Origin of the sequence: Nocardia sp. SSK8 (genome assembly GCF_037034205.1) — a bacterium.
Lineage (GTDB): Bacteria > Actinomycetota > Actinomycetes > Mycobacteriales > Mycobacteriaceae > Nocardia.
Genome location: NZ_JBAGKD010000002.1, coordinates 458996 through 474364, shown reverse-complemented (window position 1 = coordinate 474364; position 15369 = coordinate 458996). Strand labels below are relative to the sequence as shown.

General features: G+C 68.9%; 15 protein-coding genes. 13 read left to right on the top strand and 2 right to left on the bottom strand.

The features are described from left to right. Positions 1-6: 6 nt before the first annotated feature. Positions 7-1449, bottom strand: a complete 1443-nt coding sequence (locus tag WA675_RS05625; protein ID WP_336082497.1) for a form I ribulose bisphosphate carboxylase large subunit — start codon at positions 1447-1449, stop codon at positions 7-9. Positions 1450-1596: 147 nt separating this feature from the next. Between WA675_RS05625 and WA675_RS05620 the strand changes: the two genes are divergently transcribed. Continuing rightward, positions 1597-2451 (top strand): LysR family transcriptional regulator, encoded by an 855-nt coding sequence (locus WA675_RS05620; RefSeq protein WP_336082496.1) that lies wholly within the window; start codon positions 1597-1599, stop codon positions 2449-2451. Positions 2452-2461: 10 nt separating this feature from the next. Here the strand turns inward: WA675_RS05620 and WA675_RS05615 are convergent, their stop codons facing one another. Further along, positions 2462-2887 carry a TIGR02452 family protein gene (locus WA675_RS05615; RefSeq protein ID WP_336082495.1) on the bottom strand — a complete coding sequence of 142 codons (426 nt, stop codon included), beginning with the start codon at positions 2885-2887 and terminating at the stop codon, positions 2462-2464. A 199-nt stretch (positions 2888-3086) separates the two neighbouring features. Between WA675_RS05615 and WA675_RS05610 the strand changes: the two genes are divergently transcribed. The 12 genes from WA675_RS05610 (at position 3087) to nuoK (ending at position 15369) form a co-directional block, all read left to right on the top strand. Further along, on the top strand, positions 3087-4100 hold the full coding sequence (locus WA675_RS05610) for a hypothetical protein (RefSeq protein WP_336082494.1): 1014 nt from the start codon (positions 3087-3089) through the stop codon (positions 4098-4100). Between the two features lie 78 nt (positions 4101-4178). Then, the gene (locus tag WA675_RS05605) at positions 4179-4580 is read left to right on the top strand and encodes an Rv3143 family two-component system response regulator (protein WP_336082493.1); all 402 of its coding nucleotides are present in this window, start codon (positions 4179-4181) and stop codon (positions 4578-4580) included. A 359-nt stretch (positions 4581-4939) separates the two neighbouring features. Beyond that, a complete protein-coding gene (locus WA675_RS05600) occupies positions 4940-5320 on the top strand; it encodes an NADH-quinone oxidoreductase subunit A (RefSeq protein WP_336082492.1) in 381 nt (126 codons plus the stop codon). Positions 5321-5330: 10 nt separating this feature from the next. Continuing rightward, positions 5331-5885 (top strand): NuoB/complex I 20 kDa subunit family protein, encoded by a 555-nt coding sequence (locus tag WA675_RS05595; protein WP_336082491.1) that lies wholly within the window; start codon positions 5331-5333, stop codon positions 5883-5885. Further along, on the top strand, positions 5882-6640 hold the full coding sequence (locus tag WA675_RS05590) for an NADH-quinone oxidoreductase subunit C (protein WP_336082490.1): 759 nt from the start codon (positions 5882-5884) through the stop codon (positions 6638-6640). Before WA675_RS05595 ends, WA675_RS05590 begins: the two co-directional genes overlap by 4 nt. Beyond that, entirely contained in the window at positions 6640-7953 is a 1314-nt protein-coding gene (gene nuoD, locus WA675_RS05585; protein WP_336082489.1) for an NADH dehydrogenase (quinone) subunit D, read from the top strand. Before WA675_RS05590 ends, nuoD begins: the two co-directional genes overlap by 1 nt. 49 nt (positions 7954-8002) lie before the next feature. After that, positions 8003-8704 (top strand): NADH-quinone oxidoreductase subunit NuoE, encoded by a 702-nt coding sequence (gene nuoE / locus WA675_RS05580; protein ID WP_336082487.1) that lies wholly within the window; start codon positions 8003-8005, stop codon positions 8702-8704. Between the two features lies 1 nt (position 8705). Then, positions 8706-10025, top strand: a complete 1320-nt coding sequence (gene nuoF, locus WA675_RS05575) for an NADH-quinone oxidoreductase subunit NuoF (protein ID WP_336082485.1) — start codon at positions 8706-8708, stop codon at positions 10023-10025. Beyond that, on the top strand, positions 10022-12481 hold the full coding sequence (locus WA675_RS05570) for an NADH-quinone oxidoreductase subunit G (protein WP_336082483.1): 2460 nt from the start codon (positions 10022-10024) through the stop codon (positions 12479-12481). Before nuoF ends, WA675_RS05570 begins: the two co-directional genes overlap by 4 nt. Continuing rightward, complete coding sequence (nuoH, locus tag WA675_RS05565; protein WP_336082480.1) at positions 12474-14255, top strand: NADH-quinone oxidoreductase subunit NuoH; 1782 nt, start codon at positions 12474-12476, stop codon at positions 14253-14255. Before WA675_RS05570 ends, nuoH begins: the two co-directional genes overlap by 8 nt. After that, complete coding sequence (locus WA675_RS05560) at positions 14252-15073, top strand: NADH-quinone oxidoreductase subunit J (RefSeq protein ID WP_336082478.1); 822 nt, start codon at positions 14252-14254, stop codon at positions 15071-15073. Before nuoH ends, WA675_RS05560 begins: the two co-directional genes overlap by 4 nt. Continuing rightward, positions 15070-15369: an NADH-quinone oxidoreductase subunit NuoK gene (nuoK, locus tag WA675_RS05555; protein ID WP_336082477.1), complete on the top strand. Its 300-nt coding sequence runs from the start codon at positions 15070-15072 to the stop codon at positions 15367-15369. Before WA675_RS05560 ends, nuoK begins: the two co-directional genes overlap by 4 nt.

Below are 15369 nucleotides of genomic sequence, written 5' to 3'. Positions count from 1 at the left end.
TCTCCCCTACAGGCTCGGTGTGGGCACCGCGTCGGGCGCGTCGGTGGAGGTGTAGTCGAAGGTGACCTCGCCCCAGGTGGCCAGCGCGACCTCGAGCGACCGGCAGCTGGTGGCGGCGGTGCGCAGCACGTCGGGGCCTTCTTTGAGCAGGTCGCGGCCTTCGTTGCGGGCCTTGACGACGGCTTCCAGGGCGACCCGGTTGGCTTCGGCGCCCGCGGCGATGCCCAGTGGGTGGCCGATGGTGCCGCCGCCGAACTGCAGGATGACGTCGTCACCGAACAGGTCGAGCAGCTGGTGCATCTGGCCTGCGTGGATGCCGCCGGAGGCCACCGGCATCACACCGGGCAGGCTGGCCCATTCCTGGTCGAAGAAGATGCCGTTGGCAGGGTTGAGCGGCACGGTGTTCTCGCGCAGGGTGTCGTAGAAGCCGCGGGTGGTCGCCGGATCGCCTTCCAGTTTGCCCACCACGGTGCCCGCGTGCAGATGGTCGACGCCGATGAGCCTGCACCATTTGGCCAGGACCCGGAAGCTGACGCCGTGGGTCTTCTGCCGGGTGAAGGTCGAGTGTCCGGCGCGGTGCAGGTGCAGCAGGACACCGTTGCGGCGCGCCCACTTCGACATCGACTGCATGGCGGTGTACCCGACGGTGAGGTCCATCATGATCACCACGCTGCCCAGTTCCTTGGCGAACTCGGCCCGCTCGTACATGTCCTCCATGGTGGCGGCGGTGACGTTGAGGTAATGGCCCTTGATCTCGCCGGTTTCGGCCATTGCCCGGTTCACCCCCTCGATGGCGAACAGGTAGCGATCGCGCCAGCGCATGAACGGCTGGGAGTTGATGTTCTCGTCGTCCTTGGTGAAATCCAGGCCGCCTTTGCAGGCTTCGTAGATCACCCGCCCGTAATTGCGGGCCGACAATCCGAGTTTCGGTTTCACCGTGGCACCCAGCAGGGGTCTGCCGTATTTGTTGAGGTATTCGCGTTCCATCACCGTACCGTGCGGGGGACCCTGGAAGGTCTTGACATAGGCGACCGGAATGCGCATGTCTTCCAGGCGCAGTGCGAGCAACGGTTTGAATCCGAAGACATTACCGATGATCGAGGAGGTGAGGTTGGTGATCGAGCCTTCTTCGAACAGGTCCAGATCGTAGGCGATATAGGCGAAGTACTCGCCCGTTCTGCCCGGAACCTCGACCACCTTGTAACATTTGGCCTGGTACTTCGAGTGCGCGGTGAGCCGGTCGGTCCACACGACTGTCCATGTGGCAGTGGAGGATTCGCCCGCGACAGCGGCGGCGGCTTCGATCGGGTCGACGCCGGGCTGGGGGGTCACCCGGAACACCGCGAGCACGTCGGTGTCGGCGGGGATGTAGTCGGGTGCGTAATAGCCCATCGAGGCGTAGGACTGTACACCCGGATCCCAACGATCCCGTTCGGTTTCTTCCGCCATGGTTCCTCCTGTGGAATCCGGTGTGTCCGTAGTGATTTCCAGGATGAACGGCCGTCGCGCCGCAAACAATCTGAATATTTCCAGGAAAGCTCAACCGAAACGTTGGGTTTGCTACCGTCGGGTATGGGCAGGGTCAGTGCGGGTCGGATGGAAACCTTTCTGGCCGTGGCCCGGCTGGGCTCGATCCGGCGCGCGGCCACCCAGTTGCACGTCACCGAGGCGGCGGTCTCGGCCGCGGTCGCCCATGTCGAAAAGCAGCTCGGCGCGAAACTCATCGCGCGTTCCGGGCGCGGGATCGCGCTCACCGAGGCCGGGCGCGTGTACGCCGAGTACTGCCGTGGGATTCTCGGGTTGATGAAGGAAGCCCACGCCGCGGTCCGCCAGGCCGACGCGGGCAGGCTGCGCATCGGCGTGGTGGCCACCGCGGGCGAATCGGTGGTGCTGCGCCCGCTGGCCTCGTTCCGGCGCCGCTACCCCGATGTGGAGCTGAGCCTGTCGATCCAGCCGCGCGATGTGCTGTTTCTCGAACTGCAGCACCACGAAACCGATCTCGTCATCGCGGGCCGCCCACCCCACACCGCCAACCTGGTCATCCAGGCCCGCCGCCCCAGCACCCTGGTCGTCGTCGGCACCGACGATCCCGACCCCCGCCACAGCACCTGGCTGCTGCGCGGCACCGGCTCGGGCACCCGCGAAGCCACCCTGGCCCTGCTCGACCGCCTCCAGATCGATCCCCTCACCCTCACCCTCGGCTCGCACGGCGCCGTCATCGCCGCCGCCCGCGAGGGCCTCGGCATCACCCTCATCCACTCCGACGCCGTCGGCGAACACCTCGAATCCGGCACCCTGCACACCATCGACGTCCCAGGCACCCCCCTCGACCGCGCCTGGCACGCCGTCACCACCCCCACCCCCACCCCCGCCACCCGCCTGTTCCTGGCCCACCTCATCGACCCCCGCGAAACCGGCACCGACGCCTTCCACGCCGCCATCGGCCCCTGAACCACCCCCGCTACGACGACAAGGCCTGACTACGGCGGTGCGCGGCATAGTAATCCGGTGCCTGGGTCAGGCAGGTGTACAGCAGCGCGCTGCGGCAGAGGTCTTCCTCCTGGGCGCGGGCGCCGCGCAGGTATCCGCCGCCTGGGTTGCGGGCCGAGGCGAAGTTGAGGACGCCGACGCGGGCGTGGGTGTAGTGCAGGCGGCGTGCGGCTTGGATGCTGCCCTCCGCGGTGACCTCGAGGTGCGGTGCGCCCGGCCCTGGCGCCGGGTTGCGGACGAGTTCGTCGAGGTGTGCGGGTGTGTAGGACACGGTCCCGGCGCGGGCGGCTTCCAGCTGGTCGAGGATGCTCACGTCATCGCCGGTCGCCGTGCGGTAGTTGCCCTGGTCGGCGATCTGTTCGTTCACCACGGCCACGTGGTGCATTCTGCTGCTCATGGCGCTGACCGTAGACAGTGGGCGCGCCCACCGCCACTTGTTTTTGTCACAATCACAAAAACTGTGCCGGACTTGTCGGTGGGTTCTGTCAGGATGTCTTGGACGGCCGGATCCGCGGGGGTGGCGCCACTCGGTGGACGCTCCCGGCGGCGCTGAGTACCGTCGGTGACGGGGTTTCGATCGGACGAAGGGGTGGGAGATGACGATGCAGGTGAAGCTCTCGGGAGACGCGCTGGAATTGCCCGGCGGGGTGCGGGTGACCTTCCTGCGCACGCTGCGGCTACCGGAGACAGGGACGTACCCCCTGCCGCCGGGCTTCGGGGCGTTTCCGCTGCGCCGGGTCGCCGACTACCCCGACACCGTCCCGGCGGAATGGCGCGAACGCGGGGGTGTCATGTTGCCGGTGTATCAGCGCGAGGCGATGTGGTTGCGCTTCACCGCGACGAAGCCCGCCGCACTGAAGGTCGGCGTCGGCAAAGTGTGCGCGGTATCGGGGAAACCGTGGAGCGACGCGCTCGCCACCGACCCGCAGAACTACGTCGCCCTGCCGCGCCAGCCGTGGCTGGACGGGATCAACTCCGGCGACGGCACCGTACGCCAGTTCGTCGCGGTGCCACTCGGGCTCGGCGCCACCGTGGAAGGTCAGGTGACCGGTGTCGAGGAATGGGGCGGCGTGCAGCTGGCCGTCCACGGCCTGACCGAGGATGCCCTGGCCGCGTGGCAGCGTGCCCAGGCCGAGCTCGGCGCGGTCCGGACGAGAGGCCTGGGCGGTCCGATGCCGGTCGCCTGCGCGGCACCGGCCGCGGCACCCGGTTCCATGCCCGCCCCCGGCGCCGCACCTCGCACGATGGGACTGGGCGCGGGCGGCACCATGCGCCAGGAGATCTACACCGATACCCGCCCCCTCGCCGACTACCGGCCCGAGGCCGACGGCCGGGTCTTCGTCCACCTCGCCTCGGCCGCCCAGTGGCAGCAGATCACCGGCGAGCCCGCCCCGTCGACGCCGATCACCGCCCAGTCCTACGCCCAGCGCGGCCTGCCCTGGTTCGAGTACTACGCGGCCGACGCCACAGACTTACCCGCCGCGCCGGAGCTTGCCGAGGTGAAGCCGACCGGTGACTGGCTGGCCGACGAACAGCCGTATCCGCCTGTCGAGCAGCCGCTTCCGGTGATCCCCCTGGGCGACAAGGCAGTCCAGGACGGCAGCTGGTAACGGCCTTGCGCCGCAGCGCGACCGGCTGATCCGGCGAACCTGCCACGGGGTGGCGCCACGCGGACGTACGATCCGGAAGTGGCCGAATCGACTGGTTCCACCCCGCTGCGAGTGCTGGTCTACAGCAACGATGCCGATACCCGTCAACAGGTGATCCTGGCGCTGGGCCGTCGCCCGCGCGCCGATCTGCCCGAACTCGACTTCTTCGAGGTGGCCACCGCGCCGGTCGTCATCGAGCAGATGGACGCCGGTGGCATCGATCTGGCGATCCTCGACGGTGAGTCCGCGCCCGCGGGCGGCCTGGGCATCGCCAAGCAGCTCAAGGACGAGATCGAGCAGTGCCCGCCGGTGGTCGTGCTCACCGGCCGTCCCGACGACGCCTGGCTGGCCAACTGGTCGCGGGCCGAGGCCGCGGTCTCGCACCCGATCGACCCGATGCAGCTGACCAACGCCGTCGCTGGGGTGTTGCTCGCGCGCTGATCGGCATCGTCCCGATCCGTCGGATAGTCCGAATCGCACCTTTCCACCCATCACCACTGGTAACACCCGTGGTTCCCGTCGGCATGCCCGACAGCGATTACCCGCGTATCGCTCATGAATCGCGGTACCGATATCGATCAAAACCGGGTCCGGAAACGGTCGGTGGACCCGCGCGACGGCGGTACGCTGTGCTCTAGCTCACACGAGCGCGGGCTCTTGTATAACGCTCCGCCATCGCTGCACAGCCTTGCGCGAGCCCCGGTTCGGCGGACAACGTTGTCGGCCCCGTCTCGCCAAGCTGCCGTCCGCGGCCGGGCCACACGGCTCGGCCTGCTCCAGCGAGGAGGGGAAGTGCAGTCGTGAATATCGAGGTGCCCGCACTCGTACTCGGCGCCATCGCCGCGGCGTTCGCGGTGTTCTCCGTCATCATGGCGGCGCTGGTCGGCCCCAAGCGACACAACCGGGCCAAACTCGAACCCTACGAATGCGGCATCGAGCCGACACCGCACGCCATCGCGGGTGGCCCGGGAAACGCGACAGGACAGCGCTTTCCGGTCAAGTACTACCTGACGGCGATGCTGTTCATCATCTTCGACATCGAGATCGTGTTCCTCTACCCCTGGGCCGTACATTTCGACGCGCTCGGGCTGTTCGGTCTCGCCGCGATGGCGCTGTTCATCGTCAATGTGTCCGTCGCCTACGCCTACGAGTGGCGCCGCGGCGGCCTCAGCTGGGAATGAGTGGGAAATTATGGGTCTCGAAGAGAAACTGCCCAGCGGGTTCCTGCTGAGCACCGTCGAGGATTTCGCCGGCTACCTGCGCAAGGGCTCGGTCTGGCCCGCCACCTTCGGGCTGGCGTGCTGCGCGATCGAGATGATGGCCACCGGCGCCGGACGATTCGACATCGCCCGCTTCGGCATGGAAGCCTTCCGCGCCTCCCCCCGCCAAGCCGATCTGATGATCGTCGCGGGCCGGGTCAGCCAGAAGATGGCGCCGGTGCTGCGGCAGGTCTACGACCAGATGACCGAACCGAAATGGGTGCTCGCCATGGGCGTGTGCGCGTCCTCGGGCGGCATGTTCAACAACTACGCCATCGTGCAGGGCGTCGACCACGTCGTCCCGGTCGACATCTACCTGCCCGGCTGCCCGCCCCGCCCGGAGATGCTGCTCAACGCCATCCTGGCGCTGCACGCCAAGATCGCCGAGATGCCCCTTGGCGTGAACCGGGAGGAAGCGATCCGCGCCGCCGAGCAGGCCGCGCTGGCCAGCACCCCCACCATCCGGATGGAGGGCCTGCTGCGATGACCTTCGACTCGCCCGAAGGCGCCGACACCCCTGCCGGACAGGATGTTCCGCAGGAGTCCACCCCCACCCCGCCGCCGCGGCCCACCCCGGCCGAGGACGAGGTGATCGGCACCCGCCACGGCATGTTCGGGGTCAGCGGCACCGGCGACACCTCCGGCTACGGCGGGCTCGTCACCCCGGTCACCCTGCCCGCGGGCACCCCACCGCCCTACGGCGGGTGGTTCGACGCCTTCGTCGGCACCGTGCGCGCCGCGCTCACCCAGCGGGTGATCGCCTTCGACAGCGTCATCGAGAAGATCGTCGTCTTCCGCGACGAGATCACCCTGCACGTCTACCGCGAACACCTCGTCGCCGTCGCGAGCGCGCTGCGCGACGACTCCGCGCTGCGGTTCGAACTGTGCCTGGGTGTCAACGGCGTGCACTACCCCGACGACCAAGGCCGCGAACTGCACGCGGTCTATCACCTCATGTCGATCACCCACAACCGGCGGGTGCGGCTGGAAGTGTCGGCGCCCGACGCCGATCCGCACATCCCCTCGCTGTTCGCGGTGTACCCGACCACCGACTGGCACGAGCGCGAGACCTACGACTTCTTCGGCATCCTCTTCGACGGGCACCCCTCCCTGACCCGCATCACGATGCCCGACGACTGGCGCGGTCACCCCCAGCGCAAGGACTACCCGCTCGGCGGGATCCCGGTGGAGTACAAGGGCGCGCGGATACCGCCGCCCGACGAGCGGAGGACCTACAGCTGATGACCGACACCGATTTCCGCCGTGAGGAACCCCAGGTCGTCACCGTCGCAGGCCAGGACTGGGACCAGGTCAGCGAAGTGATCGAAGGCGCGGGCGAAGAACGCATCGTGGTCAATATGGGCCCGCAGCATCCCTCCACCCACGGGGTGCTGCGGCTCATCCTCGAGATCGAAGGCGAAACCGTCACCGAGGCCCGCTGCGGCATCGGCTACCTGCACACCGGCATCGAGAAGAACCTGGAATTCCGCACCTGGACCCAGGGCGTCACCTTCGTGACCCGGATGGACTACCTGTCGCCGTTCTTCAACGAGACCGCCTACTGCCTGGGCGTGGAGAAACTGCTCGGCATCACCGACGACATCCCCGAACGCGCCACCGTGGTGCGGGTGCTGCTGATGGAACTCAACCGCATCTCCTCGCACCTGGTCGCGCTGGCCACCGGCGGCATGGAACTGGGCGCGCTCACCCCCATGCTGTTCGGCTTCCGGGAACGCGAACTCATCCTCGACGTCTTCGAAGCGATCACCGGCCTGCGAATGAACCACGCGTTCATCCGCCCCGGCGGCCTCGCCCAGGACCTGCCCGACGACGGCGTCACCAGAGTCCGCGAACTGCTCGACCTGCTGCCGGGCCGGTTGCGCGACATGGAGAACCTGCTCACCGCCAACCCCATCTGGAAAAAGCGCACCCAGGACATCGGCTACCTCGACCTCACCGGCTGCATGGCGCTGGGCATCACCGGTCCGGTGCTGCGCGCCACCGGCCTGCCCCACGACCTGCGCAAGGCCGCCCCCTACTGCGGGTACGAGAACTACGAATTCGACGTCCCCACCACCACCGGCTGCGACTGCTACGGCCGTTACCTCATCCGGATCGCCGAGATGGGCGAGTCGATCAAGATCGTCGAACAGTGCCTGGACAAGCTGCGCCCCGGCCCGGTGATGATCGACGACAAGAAGATCGCCTGGCCCGCCGACCTGGAACTGGGTCCCGACGGGCTCGGTAACTCGCCCCGGCACATCGGCAAGATCATGGGCACCTCGATGGAGTCGCTGATCCACCACTTCAAGATCGTCACCGAGGGCATCAGAGTGCCTGCCGGACAGGTGTACTCGGCGGTCGAGTCGCCGCGCGGCGAACTGGGCGTGCACATGGTCAGCGACGGCACCACCCGCCCCTACCGGGTGCACTACCGCGACCCCTCGTTCACCAACCTGCAGGCCGTGGCCGCGATGTGCGAGGGCGGCATGGTCGCCGACGTCATCGCCGCCGTCGCCAGCATCGACCCTGTCATGGGCGGAGTGGACCGGTGAAGATCGCGCCGCCGCCCGTGCCCGGACCCTCATCCCGCGGAGTAGACCGATGACCACCACTCCCATCCTCCTGAACCTCACCACCCGCCCCGAGCCGTATCCGCCGCACGTGCGGCAGCGGCTCGAGCTCGACGCGAAGGAGATCATCGCCCGCTACCCGCACCCGCGATCGGCGCTGCTGCCGCTGCTGCACCTCGTGCAAGCCGAAGAGGGCTGTGTCACCGGCACCGGGATCGATTTCTGCGCCGACCATCTCGGCCTCACCGGCGCCGAGGTCACCGCCGTGGCCACCTTCTACTCGATGTACCGGCGCACCCCCACCGGCGACTACCACGTCGGGGTCTGCACCAACACCCTGTGCGCGGTCCTCGGCGGGGACGCCATCTACGCCACCCTGCAACAGCATCTGGGTATCGGGCACGGGCAGACCACCGAGGACGGCGCGATCACCCTCGAACACGTCGAATGCAATGCCGCCTGCGACTACGCCCCGGTCATGATGGTGAACTGGGAGTTCTTCGACAACCAGACCCCCGAATCGGCCGTCGCCATCACCGACGCCCTGCGCGCCGGGCACCAGGTGCGTCCCACCCGCGGCGCGCCGCTGTGCACCTTCCGCGAAACCGCGCGCATCCTGGCCGGATTCCCCGACGAGCGCCCCGATGCCCTCGACGGCGCCCCCGGCGCGGCGACCCTGGCCGGTCTGCGCGCCGCCGAGGCCGACGACGACACCACCGGGCAGGGGGCCTGAGATGACCCTGACCCCCGTGCTCAGCGCCCACTGGGCCGAACCCCGCTCGTGGACCCTGAACAGCTACACCGGCACCGGCGGTTACGAAGGTCTGCGCGCTGCCCTGCGGATGGCGCCCGACGAGGTGATCCAGACCGTCAAGGACGCGGGACTGCGCGGCCGCGGCGGCGCCGGATTCCCGACCGGGATGAAATGGTCGTTCATCCCGCAGGGCCCCGGACCCGACGGCACCACCAAGCCGCACTACCTCGTCGTCAACGCCGACGAATCCGAACCCGGCACCTGCAAAGACATTCCGCTGATGCTGGCCACCCCGCACACCCTCATCGAGGGCGTGATCATCGCCGCCTACGCCATTCGCGCACAGACCGCGTTCATCTACGTGCGCGGGGAAGTCGTGCCGGTGCTGCGCAGGCTGCAGGCCGCCGTCGCCGAGGCGTACGCGGCCGGTTTCCTCGGACGCGACATCCTCGGCTCCGGAGTCGATCTGGAGCTGATCGTGCACGCCGGGGCCGGGGCCTACATCTGTGGGGAGGAGACCGCGCTGCTCGATTCGCTCGAGGGCAGGCGCGGCCAGCCCCGGCTGCGGCCGCCGTTTCCGGCGGTGGCGGGTCTGTACGCGTGCCCGACCGTGGTCAACAATGTCGAGTCCATCGCCAGCGTGCCCGCGATCCTGCGCCACGGCACCGAATGGTTCCGGTCCATGGGCTCGGAGAAATCGCCCGGGTTCACGCTGTACTCGCTGTCGGGGCACATCGCCCGCCCCGGCCAGTACGAGGCGCCGCTGGGGATCACGCTGCGGGAACTGCTCGGCTACGCAGGCGGCGTGCGGGCCGGGCACACACTGAAGTTCTGGACCCCCGGCGGGTCCTCGACGCCGCTGTTCACCGCCGAACACCTCGACGTGCCGCTCGACTACGAAGGTGTCGCCGCCGCCGGGTCCATGCTCGGCACCAAGGCATTGCAGATCTTCGACGACACCACCTGCGTCGTGCGGGCGGTGCTGCGCTGGACCGAGTTCTACGCCCACGAATCGTGCGGCAAGTGCACGCCGTGCCGCGAAGGCACCTACTGGCTGGTGCAGCTGCTGCGCGAGCTGGAAGCGGGCGGCGGCACCGAAGCCGATCTGGACAAGCTCGCCGACATCGCCGACAACATCAACGGCAAATCGTTCTGCGCGCTCGGCGACGGCGCCGCCAGCCCGATCTTCTCCTCGCTGAAGTACTTCCGTGAGGAATACCTCGAACACCAGCGCCGGGGTGGGTGCCCGTTCGATCCGGCCCGCGCCACGGTGTGGGCCCCACAGGGAGGCAACCGATGACCGCCATCGCCCCGGGGAACAGCAGCGGCGTGGTCCCCGCCGACCTGGTGAGCGTCACCATCGACGACACCACCATCCAGGTGCCCGCGGGCACCCTGCTCATCCGCGCCGCCGAACTCATCGGCGTGCAGATCCCCCGCTTCTGCGACCACCCCCTGCTCGAACCGGTCGGTGCCTGCCGTCAATGCCTGGTCGAGGTCGAAGGGCAGCGTAAACCCGTGGCCTCGTGCACGATTCCGGTCACCGACGGCATGGTCGCCCACACCCAGCTCAGTTCGCCGGTCGCGGAGAAGGCGCAGCGCGGAGTGATGGAGCTGCTGCTGATCAACCATCCGCTCGACTGCCCGGTCTGTGACAAGGGCGGCGAATGCCCGCTGCAGAACCAGGCCATGTCCACCGGCAGCGCCGAATCCCGGTTCGAGGGCGAGAAACGCACCTATCCGAAGCCGATTCCGCTGTCCTCGGCGGTGCTGCTGGACCGGGAACGGTGTGTGCTGTGCGCGCGCTGCACCCGCTTCTCCCAGCAGGTGGCCGGTGATCCGTTCATCGAATTGATGGATCGTGGTGCGCTGCAACAGGTCGGTATCGCCCAGGCCGAACCGCTGGATTCCTATTTCTCCGGCAACACGGTGCAGATCTGCCCGGTCGGCGCGCTCACCGGCACCTCCTACCGGTTCCGGGCCCGCCCGTTCGATCTGGTGTCCACCCCGAGCGTGTGCGAACACTGCGCCGCCGGGTGTGCGCAACGCACCGATCACCGGCGCGGAAAGGTGTTGCGGCGGCTGGCCGGTGACGATCCGCGGGTCAACGAGGAATGGAACTGCGACAAAGGCCGGTGGGCCTTCGCCTACGCCACCGAACGCGACCGGCTGACCACCCCGCTGGTGCGCGGCTGGGACGGCGTGCTCGCCCCCGCCTCCTGGCCCGAAGCGCTCGCCGCCGCGGCGACCGGGTTGCGTGCCGCCATCGGCAATGCCGGTGTGCTGGTGGGTGGGCGGGTCACCGAGGAGGAGGCCTACGCCTACGGCAAGTTCGCGCGGATGGTGCTGGCCACCAACGACATCGACTTCCGCAGCCGCGTCCACTCCGAGGAGGAGGAACGGTTCCTGGCCGCCCGGATCGCCGGACGCGGCGTGCCGGTCGACTACCAGGCCTTGAGCCAGGCGCCGGTGGTGCTGCTCGTCGGGTTCGAGCCCGAAGAGGAATCGCCGATCGTCTACTTGCGGCTGCGCAAGGCGACCCGTAAGAACGGTGTGCGGGTGGTGTCGCTGGCCCCGTTCGCCTCCCGGGGGCTGGAACGCCTCGGCGGGGCGCTCATCCAGACCCCGCCCTGCGGGGAAGCCGACGTGCTCGCCGCCATCGGCGCCGAGAACTCCGCCGACGCTGCCGAACTCATGGCATTGCTGCGCGGTCCCGGCGCGGTGATCATGGCCGGTGAACGCCTCGCAGGGAGCCCGGGCGCGCTCTCGGCGCTGATCCGGCTCGCCGACGCCACCGGCGCCGGGCTCGCCTGGGTGCCGCGGCGGGCGGGCGAACGTGGCGCGCTGGAAGCCGGAGCGCTGCCGAGCCTGCTGCCCGGTGGCCGTCCCGTCATCGATCCCGCCGCCCGCCAGCAGGTCAGGCACCGCTGGCAGTCCGACGAACTGCCCGTCAGCCTGGGCCGCGACACCGCGGGCATCCTCGCCAATGCGGCGCAGGCGGGGGCGCTGGTGATCGGTGGCGTCGATCCGGCCGACCTGCCCGACCCCGCCGCGGCGCTGGCCGCGATCGATGCCGCGCGGTTCGTCGTCAGCCTCGAGATGCGCCACAGTGCCGTCACCGAACGCGCCGACGTCGTGTTCCCCGTGGCCACCGCCATGGAGAAGTCCGGCACCTTCCGAACCTGGGAAGGCAGGCCGCGCCCGTTCGCCGCCGCCCCGCTCGACACCACCCGCCGGGTCGCCGCACCGCTCTCGGACCTGCGGGTCCTGCATTCGCTGGCGGCCGAGATGGGGGTGCCGATCGGTTTGCCCGACACCGCCACGGCACGCACCGAACTCGACGCCCTCGGTGCCTGGACCGGCGACCCGGTCTCCGCGCCCGAGCACACCAGCCAGACCCGGCCCGTGCCCGGACCGGGCACCGCGGTGCTCGCCGGGTGGCGGATGCTGCTCGACGCGGGCCGCCTGCAGGACGGCGAACCGAATCTCGCCGGGGTCGCGCGGCCGCCGGTGGCGCGGCTGTCCGCGGCCACCGCCGCCGAGATCGAAGCGGCCGACGCCGATCACGTCATCGTCTACACCGACCGCGGCGAGATCACCGTCCCGCTGATGATCACCGACCTGCCCGACCGGGTCGTGTGGCTGCCGCTGCACTCGCCCGGCTGCACGGTCGCCGCCGAGCTCGGGGTGACGCCCGGCGCCGTGGTGCGCCTGCGCCGCGCCGACGACAGGATGAAGGAACACCGCCATGAGTGATCCCGTGCGCTACCTCGCGGCCGACGCGGTCTTCGGCACCGACCCGCTGTGGCTGGTGATCGTCAAAGCCCTCGGTGTGTTCGTGTACCTGATGCTGGTGCCGCTGATCGCGGTCTTCGCCGAACGGCGCGTCGTGGCCCGCATGCAGATGCGGTTGGGTCCCAACCGGCTCGGGCCCGGCGGCATCCTGCAGTCGATCGCCGACGGCGTGAAGATGGCCCTCAAGGAAGACATCGTCCCCGCCATCGTGGACAAACCGATCTTCGTGCTGGCCCCGATCATCTCGGTGATCCCGGCGTTCATGGCGTTCGCGGTGATCCCGTTCGGGCCGGAGGTGTCGATCTTCGGCACCCGGACCCCGTTGCAGCTCACCGACATGCCCGTCGGCGTGCTCTACATCCTGGCCATCACCTCGATCGGCGTGTACGGCATCGTGCTGGCGGGCTGGTCGTCGAACTCGACCTACCCGCTGCTGGGTGGTCTGCGTTCGACCGCGCAGGTGATCTCCTACGAGATCGCCATGGCGCTGACCTTCGCGACGGTGTTCCTGCTCTCGGGCACTATGGCCACCTCCGGCATCGTCTCCGCCCAGGAGGGCACCTGGTACGCCTTCCTGCTGCTGCCCTCGTTCCTCATCTACTGCGTGGCCATGGTCGGCGAAACCAACCGCGCCCCCTTCGATCTGCCCGAAGCCGAAGGCGAACTCGTCGGCGGGTTCCACACCGAGTACTCCTCGCTGAAGTTCGCCATGTTCATGCTGGCCGAATACGTCAATATGGCCACCGTCTCGGCGCTGGCGACCACCCTGTTCCTGGGTGGCTGGCGGGCACCGTTCCCGATCAGCCTGTGGGAGGGCGCCAACTCCGGTTGGTGGCCGCTGCTGTGGTTCACGATCAAGGTGTGGACGTTCCTGTTCGTGTTCGTCTGGCTGCGCGGCACCCTGCCCCGCCTGCGCTACGACCAGTTCATGAATCTGGGCTGGAAACTGCTCATCCCGACCTCGCTGGTGTGGGTGATGATCGTCGCCGCCGCCCGGGTCCTCGACATCGAGGGCATCCCCGGCCAGAACGCGATCCTCGTCGGTGTCGGCGTGGTGATCACCGCGGCGCTCATCGCTGTCTTCCTGCGGGCGGGGCGAGCCGGAGGACTACCGCCGCTGCCGCAGCCCGAACCCGCGAAAACGGCGGTCTTCCTCGGGTTCCCGGTGCCGCCGATGCCGCCACGTCCGGTATCCGCGGAACCCGAGGTCGGGCTGCTCGATCCGCTGGCCGGGTTCGCGGTCACCGCGGCCACCATGTTCAAAAAGCCCAACACCGAGTCGTATCCGGAACAGAAGGTGCCCACCGCGCCGCGCTATCACGGCCGCCACCTGCTCAACCGGTACCCGGACGGGCTGGAAAAGTGCATCGGCTGTGAACTGTGCGCGTGGGCGTGCCCGGCGGACGCGATCTATGTCGAGGGCGCCGACAACACCGAGGACGAACGCTTCTCGCCCGGCGAACGGTACGGGCGCGTCTACCAGATCAACTATCTGCGCTGCATCGGCTGCGGCCTGTGCATCGAGGCCTGCCCGACTCGTGCGCTCACGATGACCAACGAATACGAGCTCACCGACGACAACCGCGCCGACCTCATCTACGAGAAGGACCGCCTGCTGGCCCCGCTCGAGCCCGGCATGGCCGCCCCGCCGCACGCGATGGCGCCGGGCACCGACGACACCGACTACTACCTGGGCCGCGTGCGGCCCGCGGCTTCGGAGGAGGTGCTGCGATGACCACCGCACACATGCTGGCCGCCGAGATCGCCGACACCTCCACCGGTGAAGCGGTGCTGTTCTGGGTGCTGGCGCCGATCGCGGTACTCGGCGCGCTCGGCATGGTGAGCGCGGCCAAGGCGGTGCACTCGGCGCTGTGCCTGGCCGCCACCATGATCGCGCTGGCCGTGTTCTACATCGCGCAGGGCGCGCTGTTCCTGGGTGTCGTGCAGATCGTGGTCTACACCGGCGCGGTGATGATGCTGTTCCTGTTCGTGCTCATGCTGGTCGGCGTCGACTCCGCCGAATCGCTGCGCGAAACCCTGCGCGGGCAGCGGATCGCGGCCGCCATCGTCGGGCTCGGATTCGGTCTGCTGCTCATCGGCGGGATCGGCTCGGCGCTGCGCGGCAGCGGAACCCGCTATCCCGGGCGCGGTTTCGGCGGACGTGACGTCATCGCCGAGCTGGCCGAACTGATCTTCCTGCGCTACGTGTGGGCCTTCGAACTCACCGGCGCGCTGCTGATCACCGCGACCATCGGCGCCATGGTGCTGGCGCATCGCGAGCACTTCACCCCGCGCCGCGGTCAGCGGGAGATGTCGCGCGACCGGTTCCGCACCGCCGGGCAGCGCCCGACCCCGCTGCCCACCCCGGGCGTGTACGCCCGGCACAACGCGGTCGACAGCCCGGCCCAGCTGCCCGACGGTTCCTTCGAGGAACTGTCGGTGAGCACGATCCTGCGTCACCGCCGCACCCGCGCCCACACCGAAGCCGCCGCGCTGTCGGTGGGCGCGGGTCGCGACGTCACCCCGACGGCCGACGAGGAAGGCTCCCGGTGAACCCCCAGAACTATCTGTTCCTGTCCGCGCTGCTGTTCACCATCGGCGCCGCCGGAGTGCTGTTGCGCCGCAACGCGATCGTGGTGTTCATGTGCATCGAGCTGATGCTCAACGCGGTGAACCTGGCCTTCGTCACCTTCGCCCGGCTGCACAGCAACCTCGACGGTCAGGTGATCGCGTTCTTCACCATGGTCGTGGCCGCCGCCGAAGTAGTGGTCGGCCTGGCGATCATCATGACGATCTTCCGTGCCCGCCGGTCGACCTCGGTCGACACCGCCAACCTGCTGAAGTTCTGA

What these genes read in the sequence shown, in the direction of transcription:
- WA675_RS05625 (WP_336082497.1), bottom strand. Translation starts at nt 1,449, where the DNA reads ATGGCGGAAGAAACCGAACGGGATCGTTGGGATCCGGGTGTACAGTCC.
- WA675_RS05620 (WP_336082496.1), top strand. Translation starts at nt 1,597, where the DNA reads ATGGAAACCTTTCTGGCCGTGGCCCGGCTGGGCTCGATCCGGCGCGCG.
- WA675_RS05615 (WP_336082495.1), bottom strand. Translation starts at nt 2,887, where the DNA reads ATGAGCAGCAGAATGCACCACGTGGCCGTGGTGAACGAACAGATCGCC.
- WA675_RS05610 (WP_336082494.1), top strand. Translation starts at nt 3,087, where the DNA reads ATGACGATGCAGGTGAAGCTCTCGGGAGACGCGCTGGAATTGCCCGGC.
- WA675_RS05595 (WP_336082491.1), top strand. Translation starts at nt 5,331, where the DNA reads ATGGGTCTCGAAGAGAAACTGCCCAGCGGGTTCCTGCTGAGCACCGTC.
- WA675_RS05590 (WP_336082490.1), top strand. Translation starts at nt 5,882, where the DNA reads ATGACCTTCGACTCGCCCGAAGGCGCCGACACCCCTGCCGGACAGGAT.
- nuoD (WP_336082489.1), top strand. Translation starts at nt 6,640, where the DNA reads ATGACCGACACCGATTTCCGCCGTGAGGAACCCCAGGTCGTCACCGTC.
- nuoE (WP_336082487.1), top strand. Translation starts at nt 8,003, where the DNA reads ATGACCACCACTCCCATCCTCCTGAACCTCACCACCCGCCCCGAGCCG.
- nuoF (WP_336082485.1), top strand. Translation starts at nt 8,706, where the DNA reads ATGACCCTGACCCCCGTGCTCAGCGCCCACTGGGCCGAACCCCGCTCG.
- WA675_RS05570 (WP_336082483.1), top strand. Translation starts at nt 10,022, where the DNA reads ATGACCGCCATCGCCCCGGGGAACAGCAGCGGCGTGGTCCCCGCCGAC.
- nuoH (WP_336082480.1), top strand. Translation starts at nt 12,474, where the DNA reads ATGAGTGATCCCGTGCGCTACCTCGCGGCCGACGCGGTCTTCGGCACC.
- WA675_RS05560 (WP_336082478.1), top strand. Translation starts at nt 14,252, where the DNA reads ATGACCACCGCACACATGCTGGCCGCCGAGATCGCCGACACCTCCACC.